The organism is Kitasatospora sp. SolWspMP-SS2h (assembly GCF_003259315.1).
In the GTDB taxonomy this organism is placed as follows: Bacteria; Actinomycetota; Actinomycetes; order Streptomycetales; family Streptomycetaceae; genus Kitasatospora; species Kitasatospora fiedleri.
Window position 1 is genome coordinate 37,555 of record NZ_QLLT01000008.1, and the last position, 19,313, is coordinate 56,867.

General features: G+C 72.3%; 15 protein-coding genes and 1 pseudogene. 9 read left to right on the forward strand and 7 right to left on the reverse strand.

Annotated elements, in window-relative coordinates; all coding sequences use genetic code 11:
* Positions 1 to 20 precede the first annotated feature (20 nt).
* The 4 genes and pseudogenes from K353_RS11520 to K353_RS11535 form a co-directional block, all read right to left on the reverse strand.
* Positions 21 to 443 carry a Fur family transcriptional regulator gene (locus tag K353_RS11520; protein ID WP_111553487.1) on the reverse strand — a complete coding sequence of 141 codons (423 nt, stop codon included), beginning with the start codon at positions 441 to 443 and terminating at the stop codon, positions 21 to 23.
* Between the two features lie 188 nt (positions 444 to 631).
* Positions 632 to 1,525 (reverse strand): annotated as a pseudogene (locus K353_RS11525) (metal ABC transporter permease); the annotation flags it as partial.
* Positions 1,525 to 2,415: a metal ABC transporter ATP-binding protein gene (locus K353_RS11530; RefSeq protein WP_233533514.1), complete on the reverse strand. Its 891-nt coding sequence runs from the start codon at positions 2,413 to 2,415 to the stop codon at positions 1,525 to 1,527. The gene K353_RS11530 and the pseudogene K353_RS11525, both read right to left, overlap by 1 nt.
* A gap of 41 nt (positions 2,416 to 2,456) precedes the next feature.
* A complete protein-coding gene (locus K353_RS11535) occupies positions 2,457 to 3,425 on the reverse strand; it encodes a metal ABC transporter substrate-binding protein (protein WP_111553489.1) in 969 nt (322 codons plus the stop codon).
* A 297-nt stretch (positions 3,426 to 3,722) separates the two neighbouring features.
* Here K353_RS11535 and K353_RS11540 point away from each other — a divergent pair, with 297 nt between their 5' ends.
* Positions 3,723 to 5,105, forward strand: coding sequence for a glycine--tRNA ligase (locus tag K353_RS11540; RefSeq protein WP_111553490.1), 1,383 nt, complete (start codon positions 3,723 to 3,725; stop codon positions 5,103 to 5,105).
* Positions 5,106 to 5,305: 200 nt separating this feature from the next.
* Here the strand turns inward: K353_RS11540 and K353_RS11545 are convergent, their stop codons facing one another.
* The 3 genes from K353_RS11545 to K353_RS11560 all read right to left on the reverse strand — a co-directional run bounded on the left by K353_RS11545 (position 5,306) and on the right by K353_RS11560 (position 9,656).
* Complete coding sequence (locus K353_RS11545) at positions 5,306 to 6,916, reverse strand: hypothetical protein (protein ID WP_111553491.1); 1,611 nt, start codon at positions 6,914 to 6,916, stop codon at positions 5,306 to 5,308.
* 313 nt (positions 6,917 to 7,229) lie between these two features.
* On the reverse strand, positions 7,230 to 7,808 hold the full coding sequence (locus K353_RS11550) for an NADAR family protein (RefSeq protein ID WP_111553492.1): 579 nt from the start codon (positions 7,806 to 7,808) through the stop codon (positions 7,230 to 7,232).
* 1,452 nt (positions 7,809 to 9,260) lie between these two features.
* Complete coding sequence (locus tag K353_RS11560) at positions 9,261 to 9,656, reverse strand: hypothetical protein (protein ID WP_146616446.1); 396 nt, start codon at positions 9,654 to 9,656, stop codon at positions 9,261 to 9,263.
* Between the two features lie 246 nt (positions 9,657 to 9,902).
* On the opposite strand from K353_RS11560, the gene K353_RS36840 reads away from it, so the two are divergent.
* The 8 genes from K353_RS36840 (at position 9,903) to K353_RS11600 (ending at position 19,180) form a co-directional block, all read left to right on the forward strand.
* The gene (locus K353_RS36840; RefSeq protein WP_111553495.1) at positions 9,903 to 11,207 is read left to right on the forward strand and encodes a sensor histidine kinase; all 1,305 of its coding nucleotides are present in this window, start codon (positions 9,903 to 9,905) and stop codon (positions 11,205 to 11,207) included.
* Positions 11,195 to 11,842 carry a response regulator transcription factor gene (locus K353_RS11570; protein WP_111553496.1) on the forward strand — a complete coding sequence of 216 codons (648 nt, stop codon included), beginning with the start codon at positions 11,195 to 11,197 and terminating at the stop codon, positions 11,840 to 11,842. The genes K353_RS36840 and K353_RS11570 overlap by 13 nt, the downstream gene beginning before the upstream one ends.
* A gap of 77 nt (positions 11,843 to 11,919) precedes the next feature.
* Positions 11,920 to 12,759 carry a DUF4097 family beta strand repeat-containing protein gene (locus K353_RS11575; protein ID WP_146616447.1) on the forward strand — a complete coding sequence of 280 codons (840 nt, stop codon included), beginning with the start codon at positions 11,920 to 11,922 and terminating at the stop codon, positions 12,757 to 12,759.
* A gap of 305 nt (positions 12,760 to 13,064) precedes the next feature.
* Positions 13,065 to 14,171 (forward strand): tRNA dihydrouridine synthase DusB, encoded by a 1,107-nt coding sequence (dusB, locus tag K353_RS11580; protein WP_111553661.1) that lies wholly within the window; start codon positions 13,065 to 13,067, stop codon positions 14,169 to 14,171.
* A 566-nt stretch (positions 14,172 to 14,737) separates the two neighbouring features.
* Positions 14,738 to 17,446, forward strand: a complete 2,709-nt coding sequence (gene ppdK / locus K353_RS11585) for a pyruvate, phosphate dikinase (RefSeq protein ID WP_111553498.1) — start codon at positions 14,738 to 14,740, stop codon at positions 17,444 to 17,446.
* Positions 17,447 to 17,677: 231 nt separating this feature from the next.
* Entirely contained in the window at positions 17,678 to 18,217 is a 540-nt protein-coding gene (locus tag K353_RS11590; RefSeq protein ID WP_111553499.1) for a ribonuclease, read from the forward strand.
* Between the two features lie 118 nt (positions 18,218 to 18,335).
* Positions 18,336 to 18,833, forward strand: coding sequence for a hypothetical protein (locus tag K353_RS11595; RefSeq protein WP_111553500.1), 498 nt, complete (start codon positions 18,336 to 18,338; stop codon positions 18,831 to 18,833).
* Complete coding sequence (locus K353_RS11600) at positions 18,830 to 19,180, forward strand: transcriptional regulator (RefSeq protein WP_111553501.1); 351 nt, start codon at positions 18,830 to 18,832, stop codon at positions 19,178 to 19,180. The genes K353_RS11595 and K353_RS11600 overlap by 4 nt, the downstream gene beginning before the upstream one ends.
* Positions 19,181 to 19,313: the final 133 nt, after the last annotated feature.

Genomic DNA, 19,313 nt, shown 5'->3' on the forward strand with positions numbered 1-19,313 from the left:
CCGCCGGGTCGCGGTGGTGCCTACTCCTCCTGCTGCTGCTTGGCGGCGCACTCGCCGCAGGTGCCGAAGATCTCCAGGGTGTGCGCGATGTCGCTGAACCCGTGTTCGGCGGCGACCGCGTTGGCCCACCGTTCGACCGCGGGGCCCTCGACCTCGACGGTCGCCCCGCAGTGCCGGCACACCAGGTGGTGGTGGTGCCCGCTGCTGCACCGCCGGTAGACCGCTTCGCCCTCGGCGGTGCGCAGCACGTCCACCTCACCGGCCTCGGCCAGCGACTGCAGCGTGCGGTAGACGGTGGTCAGACCCACCGAGTCGCCCCGGTGCTTGAGCATGTCGTGCAGTTCCTGCGCGCTGCGGAAGTCCTCAATCTCGTCCAGGACCGCCGAGACGGCGGTGCGCTGCCGAGTCGATCGCGCGCGCGGCGACGGGCCTGCGGTGGTCACCGTGGGTCCTCCTGCTGATCGGGTGGTTTCGCACATCATTGTGCCAGCCCCCGACTTGACAGCGACTCCCCCGACGGCGGTGTATCGACCGACGCCCCTGCCGGTGCCCGGACCGGCTCCGTTCCCTCCAGGACGGCGACCCCGCCCCGCGTGGTTCCCGGACCGGCGGCGGAACTCCCCGCTGCGGGACCCCCCACGGCGGAACCCTCCGTGGCGGGGCCGGGCAGGGCCACGTCGCACACCGCCGGGCCGTGTTCGGCTGACGCCCGGTGCCGTCGCCTGGCCAGCGGCGCGGCGACCGCGCTGAACAGGGCGAAGGCGAGGATGGCCAGGAACACGATGGTCGGGCCGGACGGCAGGTCGGCCTGGTAGGAGGTGCCGACGCCGAACAGGGCGGTCAGCACGCCCACGCCGATCGCGGCGGCCTGGGTGGCCGCGAAGGAGCGGGTCAGCTGCTGGGCGGCCGCCACCGGGACCACCATCAGCGCACTCACCAGCAGCAGGCCGACCACCCGCATGGCGACGGTCACGGTGACCGCGGCCATCACCGCGAGCAGCAGGTTCAGCACCCGCACCGGCAGGCCGGTGACCCGGGCGAACTCCTCGTCCTGGCAGACCGCGAACAGCTGGCGACGCAGGCCCACGGTGACCGCGACGACCACCGCCGCGAGCACGGCGATCACCACCAGGTCGCCGGGGGAGACGAACAGGATGGAGCCCCACAGGTAGCTCTCCAGGCTGCCCGCGCCGGACTGGCTGCTCATCGAGACCAGCAGCTTGCCGCCGGCCATGCCGCCGTAGAAGAGCATCGCCAGCGCGATGTCGCCGCGCTGGTTGCCGCGGGCCCGGACCAGCTCCATCACGACGGCGCCGAGCACGCAGACCAGCACCGCCGTCCACATCGGGTTGGCCTGGAACAGGAAGCCCAGGCCGACGCCGGTGAGCGCGACGTGCCCGATGCCGTCGCCCATCAGCGCCTGCCGGCGCTGCACCAGGTAGATGCCGATCGAGGGTGCGGTGATGCCGACCAGCACGGCGGCGAGGAACGCCCGCTGCATGAAGTCGGGTTGGAACATCTCGATCATGCCAGTAGCCCCTGGGTGGTGCGGTGGTGGTCGTCGGCGTGCGGGTGGACGTGGTCGTGGCCGGGCAGCGCGTGCTGGCCGACGCCCCGGGGCGGCGGTCCGTCGTGCGCCACGCAGCCGTCGCGGAGCACCACGGCGCGGTCGATCAGCGGCTCCAGCGGCCCGAGCTCGTGCAGCACCAGCAGGACCGCGCAGCCGCGCTCCACCTCGCTGCGGAGGATGTCGGCGAGCACCTGCTGGCTGTCCACGTCGACCCCGGCCATCGGCTCGTCCATGATCAGCAGGTCGGGCCGGCCGACCAGGGCGCGGGCGATCAGCACCCGCTGGTGCTGGCCGCCGGACAGGTGGGCCACCCCGTCGGCGGCCCGGTCCAGCATGCCGACGGCGGTCAGCGCCCGGTCCACCGCGGTCCGGTCCTTGCGCCGGAACGGCAGCAGCCCGTGCTGCGGCAGCCGCCCGGTGGAGACCACCTCGCGGACCGTGGCCGGCACCCCGCCGGCCGCGGTGGTGCGCTGCGGGACGTACCCGATCCGGTGCCAGTCCCGGAACCTGCGGTACGGCCGGCCGAACAGCTCCAGGCTGCCCCGGTCCAGCGGCACCGAGCCGATCACGCTCTTCACGGTGGTGGACTTGCCGGACCCGTTGGCACCCAGCAGGGCGACCACCTCGCCCGGCCGGACGGTGAGGTCGACTCCGCGCAGCACCGGCCGCCCCCCGACGCTGGCGACCGCTCCCCGCAGCCCGACGACCGCCGGCCCGGCCTCGCCGCCGGCCTCCTCGCGGACCTCCCCGGCGGTGCGCCCGCTGATGCCCCGGTGGTCCGTGTCGTGGCCGGTGCTGCGGTCGGTGTCGTGGTCGGAGTCCGTCGTGGGGATGACAGCGCTCATGGTGGTTCCTCGCTCTGCTCTCGCCGCTCGCCCAGGTCCGCTCAGCTGGCGCCGAGCGCGGCCCGCAGGTTGGTCAGGTTCTGCCGCATGACGGAGAAGTAGTCGTTCCGGTCCGGCTCCTTGATCCCCTCCAGGGGGTCGAGCACGGCGGTCTTGAGTCCCAGGTCGGCGGCCACGGTCTCGGCCAGCTTGGGGCTGACCAGGGCCTCGAAGAAGACGGTGGTCGCGCCGTTCTCCTTGGCGGCGCGCTGGATCGCGGCCATCCGGGACGGAGTGGGCTCGGCCTCCGGGTCGACCCCGTTGATGGCGACCTGCTCCAGCCCGTAGTGGTCGGCGAGGTAGCCGAACGCGGCGTGGCTGGTGACGAAGGTCCGGGTGGCGGCGTTCGCCAGGCCGTCCTTGAACTCCTGGTCCAGGGAGGTCAGCCGGGCCACCAGGTCGTCGGTGTTGTGCCGGTAGTCGTCGGCGTTGGCGGGGTCGATCTCCGCGAGTTCGGCGCCCACGCTGCGGGCCACCGTCGCGTACCGGGCCGGGTCCAGCCAGATGTGCGGGTCGCCGGCCGTGCCGCTGTGCTCGTGCCCGCTCTCGCCGTCGTGCGCCTCGGCCTCGTCCTCGCCGCCCTCGTCGAGGTGGTGGTCCACCAGCGGGGAGGCGGCGGTCGCGTCCACCACGTGCTTGAGGTGGCCCTGCTCGACGGCCTTGTCCACGGTCGGCTGCAGGCCCTTCAGGTAGACCACGGCGTCGGCCCGCTGGACGGCCGCGACCTGCTTGGCCGTCAGCTCCAGGTCGTGCGGCTCCACGCCCGGGGCCGTCAGATCGGTGATCCTGACGTGCTCCCCGCCTATCTGCCGGGCCAGGAACTCCATCGGGTAGAAGGAGGCCACCACGTCCAGCTTCCCGCCGTCCTTCCCCGCCGCGCTGCTGACGCCGCCGCAGCCGGAGAGCAGCAGGGATCCGGTGAGGGCGGTGGCGGCCAGGGCTATCGAGGGAGAGGGGCGGCGAATCTTCATGACAACCATTCTCATCTTATCTGGAAATGATTGTCAACTTGCGGTGAGGCGGTCCTCCCGCACCGCGTGCTGCGGCCCCTCGTTGCGCCGTCCGTGTCGGCCGGGCACCGCGCCTTCACCCCGCGACCCCCAACACGCCGGAGAACGCACGGCTGTTCACTCCCGGTACAGCCACCCGGCGGGCCGCCCGTGCCACTATCGAGTTGAACCCCGCCCCCGCATCCCCGGTACCCTGAGTTATTCGGGCGCGCGCAACCAGCCGCGCCCTGACCGTGCCGTCGTACTGAAGAGAGCACTGTGGCCGCCGACAAGATCGACACGATCGTCAGCCTGAGCAAGCGCCGTGGCTTCGTCTACCCTTGCAGCGAGATCTACGGCGGTACGCGTGCCGCCTGGGACTACGGTCCGCTGGGAGTCGAGCTCAAGGAGAACATCAAGCGCCAGTGGTGGCGCGCGATGGTCACCGCTCGGGAGGACGTCGTCGGTATCGACTCCTCGGTGATCCTGGCCCGCGAGGTCTGGGAGGCGTCCGGCCACGTCGCGACCTTCAACGACCCGCTGACCGAGTGCCTCTCCTGTCACAAGCGCTTCCGCGCCGACCACCTGGAAGAGGCCTACGAGGCCAAGCACGGCAAGCTCCCGGCCAACGGCCTGGCCGACATCAACTGCCCGAACTGCGGCAACAAGGGCGCCTTCACGGAGCCCAAGGAGTTCTCGGGCATGCTGAAGACGCACCTCGGCGTCACCGAGGACGCCGCCGGTCTGGCCTACCTGCGCCCCGAGACCGCGCAGGGCATCTTCACCAACTTCCGCGCCGTCCAGACCACCACGCGCAAGAAGCCGCCGTTCGGCATCGCCCAGGTCGGCAAGAGCTTCCGCAACGAGATCACCCCCGGCAACTTCATCTTCCGCACCCGCGAGTTCGAGCAGATGGAGATGGAGTTCTTCGTCAAGCCGGGCGAGGACGAGACCTGGCACGAGTACTGGCTCGAGCAGCGCTGGAACTGGTACGTCGACCTCGGCCTGCGGACCGAGAACATGCGCTTCTTCGAGCACCCCAAGGAGAAGCTGTCCCACTACGCCAAGCGCACGGTGGACATCGAGTACCGCTTCAACTTCGGCGGCAGCGAGTTCTCCGAGCTGGAGGGCGTGGCCAACCGCACCGACTACGACCTGACGGTGCACAGCGAGCACTCCGGCCAGGACCTCAAGTACTTCGACCAGGACGCGAACGAGCGGTACTTCCCGTACGTCATCGAGCCCGCGGCCGGCCTCAACCGCGCCATGCTGGCCTTCCTGCTCGACGCCTACTTCGAGGACGAGGCGCCGAACGCCAAGGGCGTCATGGAGAAGCGCGTCGGCATGCGGCTCGACCCGCGGCTGGCCCCGGTCAAGATCGCGGTGCTCCCGCTGTCCCGCAACGCCGACCTCTCGCCGAAGGCCCGCGGCCTCGCCGCCGACCTGCGCTCGGCCTGGAACGTCGAGTTCGACGACGCCGGGGCGATCGGCAAGCGCTACCGCCGCCAGGACGAGATCGGCACCCCGTTCTGCGTCACCGTCGACTTCGACACCCTCGAGGACAACGCGGTGACCGTCCGCGATCGCGACACCATGGCGCAGGAGCGCGTGTCGCTCGACCAGGTGAAGTCCTACCTGGCCACCCGCCTGATCGGCTGCTGACACCGAGCACCGCGGCGGTCCGCAGTCCGCAGTCCGCGGTCCTTCGTGCGGCCGGTGGGCCGCCCCCTTCCCGGGGGCGTCCCGCCGGCCGTTCGGTGTTCGGGTGCCGGTGCGGGCGACTTCCGTACGGGGCAAGCCGGTCCGCAGGACGTGAGGCGGGGTGGAGCCATTGCGGTGACGGGCCTCTCGCGGGGCACCGCTCACCGGCGCTGGCGGGACTTCGGCCGCGAGCGGGGAGCAGGTTCGGTCGGCAGCCCCGCGGTGCGCAGCGCTGCGAACACGCTGCGGGCCCGGCTCTCCTCCAAGCCGTCGGCGGCGAACAGCAGCGTGTCGTACAGCTCCACCGCGCCCTGGATCCCGGCCGCGAAGTGCCCGACGTCGCTCGCCGACCGCAGCCGCACCAACTCGCCGATCAGCTCGACCGCGGATTCCTCGTCCAGTGCCGCGGCGATCGTCGCGACCTCCTTGATCGGCCGGCCTGCCGCCTGGCGCAGCAGGTGGCGGATGTCATCGGAGCGCCCCGCGACGCGCAACTCCTTCGACAGTTCGGCGAGTTCATCGGCCGGGGCGGAGGCCCGCTCCCACAGCAGGGTCTGCCCGTCGGCCGACTGGCCCGACCGCTCCAGGGCGGCGAGCAGCGCCGGGAAGGTCTGCGTGCTCACCGACCACAGGGCGTGGAACAGGTCGGCCGCCTCGTCCACCAGCCCGCCCTGACGCAGTTCCGCCAGGGTGGCTGCCGCGTGCGTCGGGGATCCGAGGGCCACCGATCGGGCCAGGTAGGTGGAGGAGCCGGCTGGCCCTTCGGCCCGCAGCAGCGCGGCCAGCCCGACCAGATCGCTCGGCATGGTCATCAGGGCCGCCTGGCCCACGAGGCCCGCGGATTCGTGCACCGCGCCCTGCCGGTGCAGGTCGGTGATCCGCTGGGTGAGGGCGACCAGTTCGGCACCCGTCCGGGCCCGCATGCCGCCCTCCGGCCCGGTGGCCTCCGCCCGGTTCCCGGTGCCCACGAGCCCGGTGCTGTTACTGCGGGTGCCGTTGCTGCCGGGGGCGGTGCCCGGCCCGGTGGGTCTGGTGCTGTTGCGCTCCGTGTCCGGGCGGACGGTGCTGTCGGCCCGGTGGGAGTCGGTTCCGTTGCCGTGGCCGCCTGTGCTGGCCCAGGAGGTGCCGACGGGCTCTTCCGGTTGGGCGTCCGTTCCGCCGCGCCGGGAAACCGCGCCGGGCGCGTCGGCGGCGGGTCGGGATGCGGCGGTGGTGGTGCGGTCGTCGTTCTTCCGGCCGGCGCGGCGGGGGCGGCTGGCTCCGAAGCGGGCGCCGCGCAGGGGCGGCCCTCCGGCGGGCAGGGCCGCGGCCAGGTCGGCGCTGCCGGTCAGGTCCGCCGGTCCGTCGGACGTGGCGGTCGGTTCGTGGGCGGGGCCCGATCTGCGGTCTCCGCCGAAGCGGGCTCCGGTCGGGAACGAGCGCGGTGGGGGCATCGGAGGGGCGGCCGGTTCGTCCGGTCGGTGCGCCCAGGGGTCTCGGGCGGGGGTGCCCGGGTCGATGTCGGGTACGGGTGCGGGACGGTCGGCCAACCGCCCCGCCAACTGTCGGTCCTCGGCCGCCAGGAGGCGGTCGCTCAGTTCGAGACAGCGGGCGCCGAGTCCTTCGCGGAGGTTCTGCACCTGGGCGAGCTGTCGCACCAGTTCGGGATCGGGCTGCCGGGGCGGGCGGCCGTAAGCGGGCGAGTGATCGGGTTCGTAGCCGGCCCGGACGGCCTCGACGAGCCTGCGCTCGCGCTGTGCGGCGAACTGCCGGGCCCTCAGGAGTTCGTCCAACTCCGCCCTGAGCGTCTGGACATCGGCCGAATCCGGCCCCGAATTGCGTACGGTCATCGCGCCCCGCCCCGACCTCTCCAGGAGACCGCCCGACCGGCCTCCGAACACAACAATCTGGTGGCCATCCTGGCGCTGTCATGCGGCGGCCACGTTACGGGAGCAAGTCTTAACCTTTTCGGGGCGACGATACGAGTGGCCGGTGCGACCCGGGAGGACAGCGGCGTTCAAGGGTCGCGACCGACTTCCGCCCGAATCAACCCACTTGTGCGAGATGGCGGACAACTGCCGTCCTGCATGGGGCAGTTGGTCGGGTTCAGCCCAAGAGACGCGCCCGTGCCTCCATCAGGGCGAAGCCGAGCAGGTTCAGTCCCCGCCATTGGGCGGGGGCCGCGGCCCGCTCGTCGTCGGCGGCGAGCCCGATCCCCCAGATCCGGTCGAGCGGGCTGGCCTCCACCAGAACGCGCTCGCCGGTGTGGAGCAGGTACGTGCGGAGCTGCTCGTCCTGTCCGAACTTCTCGGTGCTGCCGTTCACCACCAGTTCGAAACGCTGCGCGACCCAGCGCTCGTCGTCGAACCCCCGGACCTGGCGCCCCAACTTCTTCGCCTCCGCGGGCGTCCGCGCCCGGAGAATCCTCGGGACGATCTCCTCGTCCCCGAACAGCCGGGCCTTCCCGGCCATCATCCAGTGCTCGGCGGTGCGGTACTCGACCCCGTCGACGGTGAACGGGGAGGGCCACCACTGGCTGAGCGCGCCGGGCCCGATCCGCCCGTCCCGCTGCGGCTGGTGCCCCCAGAAATGCAGGTACTTCGGGCGCGCCCCGGATGCGACCGCGACCGTCAGCTGCTCGCGGGTGCGCACCTCGCTGGGGGAGGGGGTCGGGTTCGTCGTCATGGCGCCATCCTCGCACCGGCCCCGCCTGCCGGGCCCTCCATTTTCCTGCTGCCACCTGCGCCGATACCCGCCCCCTGGCCGAGGGCACGGCCGCCGATCCCGCCCTCGCCGTCCGCCCGTACGGTGACCCCGTTCTCGTCCGCTCGCCCGCGGCAGGGCCTGCCGACCACACCCCGCGCCGGCCGGCGCGACACCCGGGGCGGGGGTCGACGGCCGACGCGGGGTCGGTGGGCGGCAGGGTGTATCGCACTATGCAGTGGTCAAGGAACGGAAGACGCCGGTGTGGAGGAACGCGTTCAGGTCGGTGACAGCGCGGGCTGTCAGGTCGTAGGCAGGGTCGGGTGGCTCCTCTCAGCTTCGGACCGGTCAGCTGTTCGAGCACGCCCGGTACGTGGAGGGCGGTCAGCTCCTTCCAGCGCGGGGCTATTCGGGCGGGTGGTCAACCTCCCGTGAAGGAGGGACGGCGCGGGCCGGCCGCGTTCTGACGGAGCTTGCGGGAACGCAGCTCCCGGAAGCAGGTCGGCCGCTCCGTGGCGGGCCGCCGCGGCACGGGCCTGTGTCGTGACGAGGCGGCTGCCGCTCTGGCCACGGCGGACGCCGTGCGGGGCGTCCGGCCCGGGCCGGGACGGGACGTCCGGGGCTCGGCCCGGGCGTGGGCCCCGGCGGTGAGTGCCCGGCCGGTCGGGCCCGCCGGACGGTGGCCCCGGTGCACCTCCGAGGCCGCCGGGCCCCGGGGAGCGGCGGAACGCCCCGTCGCGGCGGCCGCCGGGCAGCCCCGCACGCTCTCGGCCGGGGTGACCCGCAACCGGCTCGACATCGCCGCGTACAACCGGCTCGTCGGAGCCCCGGACACGATCCCCGCAGTGGACCGCGCCGTCAGCTGGATGGTCTGCACTGACACTCCTTTCGTGAAGAACCCGGTGGGCGGGCCGCCCACCGGAACCGGGGCCACGGCACGCCCCCGGAACACCCCGGACACCTGGAACATCCAGAGTCGTGGCCGACGCCCGGCCGCCGGAGCCGGACCACCGCCCGCGCGGACGGTCCCCTTGCGGAACGCCACCGACCAGCACACGGCGGCCAGTGGCAACTCCGCGCACACCGCCATCAGCAGAGCGCCCAGCAGCCCGGGCTCGCCGGCGGCCGTCGCGAGGTCGCACCCGGCGTCCGTGACCAGCAGGACACCGGCCAGCCCGGCCGGCCAGAACGGGCTCCGGCCCCGCCGCAGGCCCGCGGCGGCAACCGACAGGGCCGCCGACTCGGCCAGATCGAGCACCGCCCAGGGGCGGCCACCGGGCAGCACGGCCAGCAGTGCCGACCAGGGCAGCAGGACCAGCCCGCACTCCGGGAACAGCACCTCCGGCCGCAACCACCCGACCCGTCGGAGCGCACCTGTCGGCCGTCCCGCCGGAACGACGCCGCCGACTCGGGAAAGCCTGGGAGCCAGCGTGCTCATGCCGCCCTCCCCGGCTCCGCGTGCTCGGCGCAGCAGGACGCCGCCGACATCTGCGCCCAGCGGAACCTCCCGGTCGCGGAGGCGAACCAGAACCGGCCCGCCGTCCGTACGGCCACGGCGTCCGCCGCCCGCCGCCGCAACCCGCCGGTGAGGAAGTGCACCGGTGGGGGAGCCCCGCAGGGCGGCAGTCGGCCCCAGGCGCACACGACCGCCCCCGCCCTCGCCCCCGGTCTTCCGGCCGGGCCGCGCCGCGCCCCGCGCAGTCCGGCCGCACCGAGCGAGGACTCGACCACGACATCGAGCAGTTCGCCGTACTCGTACACCTCCATGGCCGGCCGACGGCCCGCCCGCAGGCGCGCCGACCACGGGCCGATCGCGGTGAACGCACCCAACTCATCGACTGAGGAGGAGAGTTCGTTGTCAGGGTCGGCGAACTCCGAGGCTGCCGCCCGAGCAGGAGAGAGCGGACCACGGTCACAACGCATCAGGTTCGTATTCGTCATGCCGTCAAGAATCCTTCGGCGCAAGGACCTTGTCGGTAGCGTGCGGTTCCGTCTTTGGGGTGTAGCCAGCTTCACCCCAAAGACGGAAGCCTGCGCCATGGAAGCCGAGGTCAGGCGGCCCCTACGCTGATCCGCATGTTCCAGTCGAAGATCGACGCACCCCCGCGCCGGGCGGCCCCGGCCGCCGCGGCCCACGCGGTCCCGGCCCATGCCGTCACTGCCCGTGCCATCGCGGTCCGTGCCGTCGTAGCCGCGCGCACGCCCTGGTCCGCGGGCACTCGACGGGACTCGCTCTTCCTGGCCGCCGGTCTCCCGTTCGGCCTGCCCTGTCTGATGCTCCTCGTCCTCCCGCGCGGAGCCCTGCTGCCCGGGCTGGCCCTGCTCGTGGTCCTCTTCGACCTGCTGACCGTCGCCCAGCGCAGCCGGGTCCGCGCCCTGCGCGGGCTGGAGGTCCCGGGCCGGGTCCCACCAGGCGCGGCCTGGCTGGTCCGGCTCCGCGCGGGGCTGACGTGGCGGCAGGCCGCGCACCACCTGCTGGCTGCTCCGGTGCAGGCCCTGTGCGCCGCCTCGGTGCTCGGCCTCTGGGGCGCGTCGATCGTCCTGCTCGGCTTCTTCGGCTGGGTGTGGCTGCTACCGCCCGACAACCCCCTGAGGGCGGCGCAGGGCTGGACGATCGAGGGCGCCGCCGCGACCGTCGGCGGCCTGCTCCTGCTCGCCGTCACGCCCTGGCTGGTCGCCCTGCTCGCCGCCGTCGACCTGTGGTCGGTCCGGGCCCTGCTCGGCCCGAACCGGGCGGAACTGCTGGAGCGCCGCGTCGAGCACCTGGCCCGCAGCCGGGTGGACGTGGTGGACGCCGCCGACGCCGAACGGCGCCGCATCGAGCGGGACTTGCACGACGGCGCCCAGCAGCGCCTGGTCTCGCTGGCGATGAACCTGGGACTCGCCCGGCGCACCCTCAAGCACCTCCCGCCCGAAGCCCTGGAGGTCATCGCCGCCGCGCACGAGGAGGCCCAGGCCGCCATCAAGGAGCTGCACGACCTGGTGCGCGGCCTGCACCCGGCCGTGCTGGAGGACCGCGGGCTCGACGCGGCGCTCTCCGGCATCGCCGCCCGCAGTCCCGTCCCCGTGCACCTCACGGTCGACCTGCCGGGCCGGATAGCGCCCACCGTGGAGGCGGTCGCCTACTTCACGGTCTCCGAAGCGCTGGCCAACGCGGCCAAGCACTCCCGGGCCTCCCGAGTCGACCTCGCCCTGCACCGGGTGGCCGACCGGCTGCGCATCACCATCACCGACGACGGCATCGGCGGGGCGGACGCCGGCCGCGGCACCGGCCTCACCGGCCTGCGCAAACGCGCCGCCTCGGTCGACGGGTCCTTCACCATCACCAGCCCCCGCGGGGGCCCGACCACCATCACCATGGAGCTGCCGTGCGAGCTGTGATCGCCGAGGACTCGGTCCTCCTGAGGGTCGGCATCGTCAAGGTGTTGGAGAGCGAGGGCTACGAGGTCGCCGCCGCCGTGGGGGACGCCGAGACGCTGCTCGCCGCCGTCGAGGAGCACCGCCCGCAGATCGTCGTGGCGGACGTTCGGATGCCCCCTGGCTTCGCCGACGAAGGCGTCCGGGCCGCGCTGATGATCCGCCGGCAGTGGCCCGACACCGCCGTCCTGCTGCTCTCCCAGTACGTCGAGGAGCGCTACGCGGCGGACTTGCTGGCCAAGAACACCAGCGGTGTCGGCTACCTGCTCAAACAGCGGGTGGCGAACGTCGACGAGTTCGTGGAGGCGCTGCAGCGGGTGGCCGCCGGCGGCACCGCGCTCGACCCCGAAGTCGTCGCCCAGCTACTGCTGCGCCGCGACCGCGATCCGCTGCACCGGCTGACGCCCCGCGAGCGGGACGTGCTGGCGCTGATGGCCGAGGGGCGTTCGAACACCGCGATCGCCGACTCCCTGGTGGTCAGCGACAGCGCCGTCGCCAAGCACATCAACTCGATCCTCACCAAGCTCGACCTGCCACCCGCCGAGGACACCCACCGTCGGGTGCTCGCGGTGCTCCGCTTCCTGGAGGTCAGCCAATGACCCGGACCGTCCCACCGCAACCGCAACCGCAACCGCAACCGCAGCCGCAACCGCAGCCGCAGCCACGGCTCGTCCCCGTGGCAGGCCGACTCGCCCGCTGGCTGCCGGCCTCGGGTCCGACGGGCCCGCCCGCCGTGCCGGGCCCCGGTGAGCGCCGGGCCTGGCAGATCGTCGGCGTGCTGGCGCTCGCCTGCGCGCTCCTGACGGGCGCCGCCGTCACGGGGGCGGCCCTCGTCCAGCGGGAGACCACCCGGGAGCGGACGTACTTCGAGACGATCGGGCAGCTCGACATCGTCTCCGGCCCGGCCCAGGTCACTATCCGATCCGGTGGTACCGACCGGGTGGTGGCCGAACAGCTGGGCTGGGCCCTGCGCAGGCCGACGGTCGACACGCGGATCGACGCGGGCCGGATGACGGTCTCCGTCGACTGCCCGGAGGCCCGGCTCCTGCACGGCTGCCCGGTCGTCCTGGACATACAGGTGCCACCGTCGACCGAGGTCCACGCCCGCAACGGCTCCGGGCGCACGAAGATCGTGGACGTGACGGGCGCTGTCTCGGCGGAGACCGGGAGCGGCCAGGTCCAGCTGACCAGGGTCAGCGGCCCGATCTGGGCCAAGAGCGGCTCCGGTCAGATCGTCGGCACGGGGCTGGGCGCGTCCAGCACCCAGCTGTCCGCCTCCTCCGGGCAGGTCACCCTCCAGTACGACCGCCCGCCGGAATCGGTCACCACCCGCCTCGCCTCGGGAAACCTGGTCCTGGACCTGCCCGACGACCGCAGTCGGTACCGGATCGACCTCAGCGGTGACGGCGGCGGCCAGACGGTCGACCCGTCCCTCCAGGACGCCGACTCCTCGCGGCTGCTCGACATCACCTCCGCCTCCGGCGCCGTCACCATCGGCCGCACCGGGAAGCCCTGACCGCGCTGGGGGCCGCCACCGCCCAGCGCCCCACCCGGTCCACCACCTCGCCGCAACCCACCCGCCGCAGCCCACCCACCGCACGCACCGGCCGTCACCCACCCACCGCAGCCCCCCGGCGGAGCCCGCGCCCGGCCCCGGCCCGGGCGGTCCGGCGGGTGGGAGAGAATGGAGAGTCCGGAAGCCCGACACTGGGGCCCTACCCGTATGAGGATCCGCCGCGCATGACCACCACGTCCGACACCGCCCAGGCCACCCCGGCAGCATCCGGCGCGCCGGAGTTCGCCCCGTTGAACATCGGGCCGATGCAGGTCTGGCCGCCGGTGGTGCTGGCACCGATGGCCGGCATCACCAACGCCCCCTTCCGCACCCTGTGCCGGGAGCAGAGCGGCGGCCGGGGCCTGTACGTCTCCGAGATGATCACCACCCGCGCCCTGGTCGAGCGCAACGCCAAGACCATGCAGCTGATCAAGTTCGACCCGAGCGAGAAGCCGCGCTCGATCCAGCTGTACGGGGTGGACCCGGAGACGGTCGGCAAGGCGGCCCGGATGATCTCCACGGAGGGGCTCGCCGACCACATCGACCTCAACTTCGGCTGCCCCGTCCCCAAGGTGACCCGCAAGGGCGGCGGCTCCGCGCTGCCGTACAAGCGCAACCTGCTGCGCGACATCCTGCGCCAGGCGGTCGCCAACGCGGGCGACCTGCCCGTCACCATGAAGATGCGCAAGGGAATCGACGACGACCACCTCACCTACCTCGACGCCGGGCGGATCGGCGCGGAGGAAGGCGTCTCCGCGATCGCCCTGCACGGCCGCACCGCAGCCCAGCACTACGGCGGCACCGCGGACTGGTCGGCCATCGCCCGCCTGCGCGAGTCCGTCCCGGCCGACATCCCGGTGCTCGGCAACGGGGACATCTGGTCCGCCGACGACGCGGTGCGGATGATGCGCGAGACCGGCTGCGACGGCGTGGTCGTCGGTCGCGGTTGCCTGGGGCGGCCCTGGCTGTTCAAGGACCTGGTGTCGATCTTCGAGGGCGACGCCGACTACGCCCGCCCCACCTTCGGTTACGTGGCCCGCGCCATGGTGCGGCACGCCCAGCTGCTGGGGGAGTGGCTCGGCGACGAGGCCCGCGGCGTCATCGACTTCCGCAAGCACGTCGCCTGGTACACCAAGGGCTTCTCGGTCGGCTCCGAGCTGCGGGTGAAGCTCGCCGGTTCCAGCTCGCTGGCCGAGCTGACCGAGATGCTCGCCCTGATCGATCAGGAGCAGAGCTGGCCGATCGGTGCCGACGGCCCGCGCGGCCGGACCAGCGGCAACAACCGGGTGGTCCTGCCCGAAGGCTGGTTGGACGATCCGTACGAGTGTGCCCGGCTGGCCGAAGATGCCGAATCGGACACCTCTGGCGGATGATCTGTACTCTAAGGCAGGTTCAGCTCTGCCCCATGCCTGGCCGTGGCGTCCCGGCGGGACTGTCCATGATGGACAACAGGGCTCCTTAAAGGCGAATTCCAGCAACACAGAGCGACAGAGGAATCAACGGAAAGCGACGTCCGGCGTAGGAGTCGTCGGCCCGACAGCTGAGATGCGCTCGTGATGCTGGCCACATATCGTGGCGAGTGACGGTCAGTCAGCGGACTTCGCCAAGGTGTACAAGTCCGGATCCCTTCCCGAACGGATCATCCGGCGGATCGTTGCGGCTGACTCCAGGAAATCAAGCCGGGGAAACGTGGCGGAGCGAATGCCGTCACCGTGTGTCCGGTTCGAGTGAGCCCGATGTATCGGTGCGTTCAATTCTTGAACAAAGGCTAGCGTCACCCGGACGATTTCAACAACGCAGGCAAACGTCCATCCGAGCATTAGATCCGCTGGCCAACCTCCGACTTCGCGGCTCGTACGAGCTATCCACGCCCCTAGACCGCCTTCGAAATGGGTATGTTCTCCGGCGTCAGGGCAACCGTGTGCGAGGAGAGCGACCCGTGACGGCGCAGCAGAAGTTTGTTTACTCCTTCACCGAAGGAAACAAGGACCTCAAGGATCTTCTCGGGGGCAAGGGTGCGAACCTCGCCGAGATGACCAACCTGGGTCTCCCCGTCCCTCCGGGGTTCACCATCACCACCGACGCCTGCAAGGTCTTCCTGGAGACCGGCACCGAACCGGGCTCGCTGAACGAGGAGATCACCGGCCACCTGGCCGCCCTCGAACAGCGGATGGGCAAGCAGCTCGGCCAGGCCGACAACCCGCTGCTGGTCTCGGTGCGCTCCGGCGCGAAGTTCTCGATGCCCGGAATGATGGACACCGTCCTGAACATCGGCCTCTCCGACGCCTCGGTGACCGGGCTCGCCGCCCAGTCCGGCAACGAGCGCTTCGCCTGGGACTCGTACCGCCGCCTGGTGCAGATGTTCGGCAAGACCGTGCTGGGCGTCGACGGCGAGCTCTTCGAGGAGGCGCTGGAGGAGGCCAAGCACGCCAAGGGCACCGCCAACGACCTCGACCTCACCGCCGAGGACCTGCGGACGCTGGTCGCCACCTTCAAGGCGATCGTGCTCCGGGAGACCGGCCGGGAATTCCCGCAGGACCCGCGCGAGCAGCTGGACCTGGCGATCCACGCGGTCTTCCACTCCTGGAACGGCGACCGCGCCCGGCTGTACCGCCGGCAGGAGCGGATCCCGAACGACCTGGGCACCGCCGTCAACGTCTGCACCATGGTCTTCGGCAACCTCGGCGAGGACTCGGGCACCGGTGTCGCCTTCACCCGCGACCCCTCCACCGGCACCCAGGGCGTCTACGGCGACTACCTGCAGAACGCCCAGGGCGAGGACGTGGTGGCGGGCATCCGCAACACCCTCCAGCTGGCCGACCTTGAGCAGCTCGACAAGAAGTCGTACGACGAGCTGATGTCCATCATGCACACCCTGGAGAACCACTACCGGGACCTGTGCGACATCGAGTTCACCATCGAGCGCGGCAAGCTCTGGATGCTGCAGACCCGGGTCGGCAAGCGCACCGCCGCCGCCGCGTTCCGGATCGCCGTCCAACTGGTCGACCAGGGCCTGATCGACCTGGACGAGGCACTGCACCGGGTGACCGGCGGCCAGCTCGCCCAGCTGATGTTCCCGCGCTTCGCACCCACCTCCGAGACCAGGCCGGTCGCGTACGGCATCGCGGCCTCGCCCGGCGCGGCGGTCGGCAAGGTGGTCTTCGACTCGTACACCGCGGTGAAGTGGTCGCGCTCCGGCGAGCAGGTCATCCTGGTCCGCCGCGAGACCAACCCCGACGACCTGGAGGGCATGATCGCCGCCGAGGGCATCCTCACCTCGCGCGGCGGCAAGACCTCGCACGCGGCCGTGGTCGCCCGCGGCATGGGCAAGACCTGTGTCTGCGGCGCCGAGGAGCTGGAGGTCGACACCAAGAACCGCAAGTTCACCACCGCCGACGGCCAGGTCGTCCACGAGGGCGACGTGGTCTCCATCGACGGCGCCAACGGCAAGGTGTACCTGGGCGAGGTCCCGGTGCTGCCCTCCCCGGTGGTCGAGTACTTCGAGGGCACCCTGCACGCCGGTGCCGACGTCCAGGGCGGACTGGTCCAGGCCGTGCACCGGCTGATGTCGCACGCCGACGGCCGCCGCCGCCTCGCGGTGCGCGCCAACGCCGACAACGCCGAGGACGCGAACCGCGCCCGCCGGTACGGCGCCCAGGGCATCGGCCTGTGCCGCACCGAGCACATGTTCCTCGGCGAGGAGCGCCGCAAGGAGGTCGAGCACCTGATCCTGGCGGACAACGACAAGGACCGCGAGACCGCGCTGTCCAGCCTGCTGCCGCTGCAGAAGGGCGACTTCCTGGAGCTGTTCCAGTCGATGGACGGCCTCCCGGTCACGGTCCGGCTGCTCGACCCGCCGCTGCACGAGTTCCTGCCCGACATCACCGAGCTGTCGGTGCGCGTCGCCCTCGCGGAGGCCCGCAAGGACCCGAACGAGAACGACCTGCGCCTGCTCCAGGCCGTGCACCGGCTGCACGAGGCCAACCCGATGCTCGGCCTGCGCGGCGTCCGGCTCGGCCTGGTCATCCCCGGCCTGTTCGGCATGCAGGTCCGGGCGATCGCCGAGGCCGCGGCCGAGCGCAAGCTGGCCGGCGGCGACCCGCGCCCCGAGGTGATGATCCCGCTGGTCGGCACCGTCCAGGAGCTGGAGCTGGTCCGCGACGAGTGCGAGCGGGTGCTCGCCGAGGTCGCCGCCTCCACCGGCGTCACCCTGGACATCAAGCTCGGCACCATGATCGAACTGCCGCGCGCCGCCGTGACCGCCGGTCAGATCGCCGAGGCCGCCGACTTCTTCTCCTTCGGCACCAACGACCTGACCCAGACCGTATGGGGCTTCTCCCGCGACGACGTCGAGGCCTCCTTCTTCACCGCGTACCTGGAGAAGGGCATCTTCGGGGTCAGCCCGTTCGAGACCATCGACCGCGACGGCGTCGGCGCCCTGGTCAGGAACGCCGCCCAGGCCGGCCGGGCCACCCGCCCCGACCTCAAGCTCGGCGTCTGCGGCGAGCACGGCGGCGACCCCGATTCGGTGCACTTCTTCCACGAGGTGGGGCTGGACTACGTATCATGCTCTCCCTTCCGGATTCCGGTGGCGCGCCTGGAGGCAGGCCGCGCCGCCATCGAGACGGCGGGCAGCGACTCGCGCTGACACGAAGCAGCGCGGTTCACTGACCGCACCCCTCCGAAGGGGAGGGGCGTACGGCGGAGCTCGGCGCAGGAGAGCCGCCGTACGGGAAGCAGCCGGGGCGGGAACGGACAACGGCGTCCGTTCCCGCCCCGGCGGCGTTTCCCGGGTCCGGGTCCGGGTCCGGGCCTGGCCGGGTCGGACCGGGCGCGTGCCGTGCGCCGTCCGGGTGAGCCGGTGCGGCAGGCTGGGGCCATGAACAGCCGAAACCGCCTGATCAGCCTCCTCGCCGTGGTCCTCCTCGGGATCGCGGCCGGAGTCGCCGCCCTGCTGAACGGCGGGCACGACTCGGACGGCGCGGGCAGCGCGAAGTCCCCGGCCACCGCGTCCGTCGCCGCCAGCGCCAGCGCTGGCGCCACCGCCACCCGCAGCGGTGCCACGAGCGCGCCCAAGCCCTCGGCCCCGGCCAAGTCGCCCACCGCCCAGGGCGGCTGGGTGCCCACCGGTTCGGCGCTGGCCGACGTCTGCCGCAGCAAGCTGCCCGCGCAGGCCCTCGACACCCTCGGCCTGATCGCCCGGGGCGGCCCCTACCCGTACCGCTCGGACGGTGTCGTCTTCGAGAACCGGGAGAGCCGGCTGCCCCGTCAGGGCAGCGGGTACTACCACGAGTTCACCGTGGTCACGCCCGGGTCGGACGACCGCGGGACCAGGCGGATCGTCACCGGTGGCGTGGGCGAGCAGTACTGGACCGCCGACCACTACGCCACCTTCCAGGAGATCGACCCGCGCTGCTGAGAAGCCCATTGACGGTCCGTCGGAAAATTACTTTCCTCTCCGGAAAGCATGTGCCAGAGTGGTAGCACTTGATCCGGCAGCAGGCCGGATCCGACGGCATGTCCGCTCGGGGGATCCGATGGTTGACGACAAGCAGCACGCGCACGAGCAGTCCGAGAGGCTCACGCCCGCGGAGGCACTGGCGCTCGCCGAGCGCGCGCGGGCCGCCGCCCGGCGGCCCGTACCGATGCCCTGGTGGTACGGCCCCGGGGTGGGCGCCTCCCTCGCGGTCTACTGCGCGGCGATCGGGCAGAGCTTCCAGCGGCAGGCGCACTGGCTGATACCGCTGTGCGCGGCCGGCCTGGCGGCGGTGCTGGCGGCGATAGTGCGGGTGGCCATGCGCTCCAGCGGCGTCGCCGCGCGGCTGGAGAAGGTGAAGATCCCGCCGAACGTCCTGTGGGCGCTCGGCCTGACGATCCTGGCCGCGGTGTTGGCCTGGCTCGTCACCTGGGTGGCCACCGGCGACCAGGGCTGGGCCATGGCCGCCGCGGGCGTGGTCGGCGGCCTGGCCGTCTGGGGTGTCATCACGATGGCCAATCGAGAGGTCAAGGAGCAGAGCATGAGCAGCGAGCGGTGAACGGACTCGACCCGATACTCCACCAGCCCACCAGGCTCACCGTCCTGGCCTTCCTCAGCGGATGCCAGGAAGCCGAGTTCTCCGTCGTCCGGGACTACTGCCAGGTCTCGGACTCGGTGCTCAGCAAGACCGCGGCGAGCCTGGAGACGGTCGGCTACCTGCGGGCCCGCAAGGGCTACGTCGGCAAGCGGCCCCGCACCTGGCTCTCCGCGACCTCGCCGGGCCGCGCCGCGCTGGCGGCGCACCTGGCGGGGCTGCAGCGCATGGCCGCCGCCGCGGAGGCGGCCGGTTCCGCGGCCGGGCCAGGGCCCGAGCCCGGCTCCGGCCCGGGCGGGGCCGAGGGCTGAGCCGGGGCGGAGGGCGGGACGGGCCTGCGGAGTGTCAGCAGGATCAGACCCCAGGAACGGAGGTGGGCCGAAGCCCGTGCTGTCCCGCTCCTTGACAACTCGACAGAGTGCCGAGAAACCCCGCAGGGGAGAC

Excerpts from the sequence above, each read along its gene's own strand:
- K353_RS11590 (WP_111553499.1), top strand. The coding sequence starts at position 17,678 with ATGAACAGCCGAAACCGCCTGATCAGCCTCCTCGCCGTGGTCCTCCTC.
- K353_RS11550 (WP_111553492.1), bottom strand. The coding sequence starts at position 7,808 with ATGACGACGAACCCGACCCCCTCCCCCAGCGAGGTGCGCACCCGCGAG.
- dusB (WP_111553661.1), top strand. The coding sequence starts at position 13,065 with ATGCAGGTCTGGCCGCCGGTGGTGCTGGCACCGATGGCCGGCATCACC.
- K353_RS36840 (WP_111553495.1), top strand. The coding sequence starts at position 9,903 with ATGTTCCAGTCGAAGATCGACGCACCCCCGCGCCGGGCGGCCCCGGCC.
- K353_RS11530 (WP_233533514.1), bottom strand. The coding sequence starts at position 2,415 with ATGAGCGCTGTCATCCCCACGACGGACTCCGACCACGACACCGACCGC.
- K353_RS11595 (WP_111553500.1), top strand. The coding sequence starts at position 18,336 with ATGGTTGACGACAAGCAGCACGCGCACGAGCAGTCCGAGAGGCTCACG.
- K353_RS11535 (WP_111553489.1), bottom strand. The coding sequence starts at position 3,425 with ATGAAGATTCGCCGCCCCTCTCCCTCGATAGCCCTGGCCGCCACCGCC.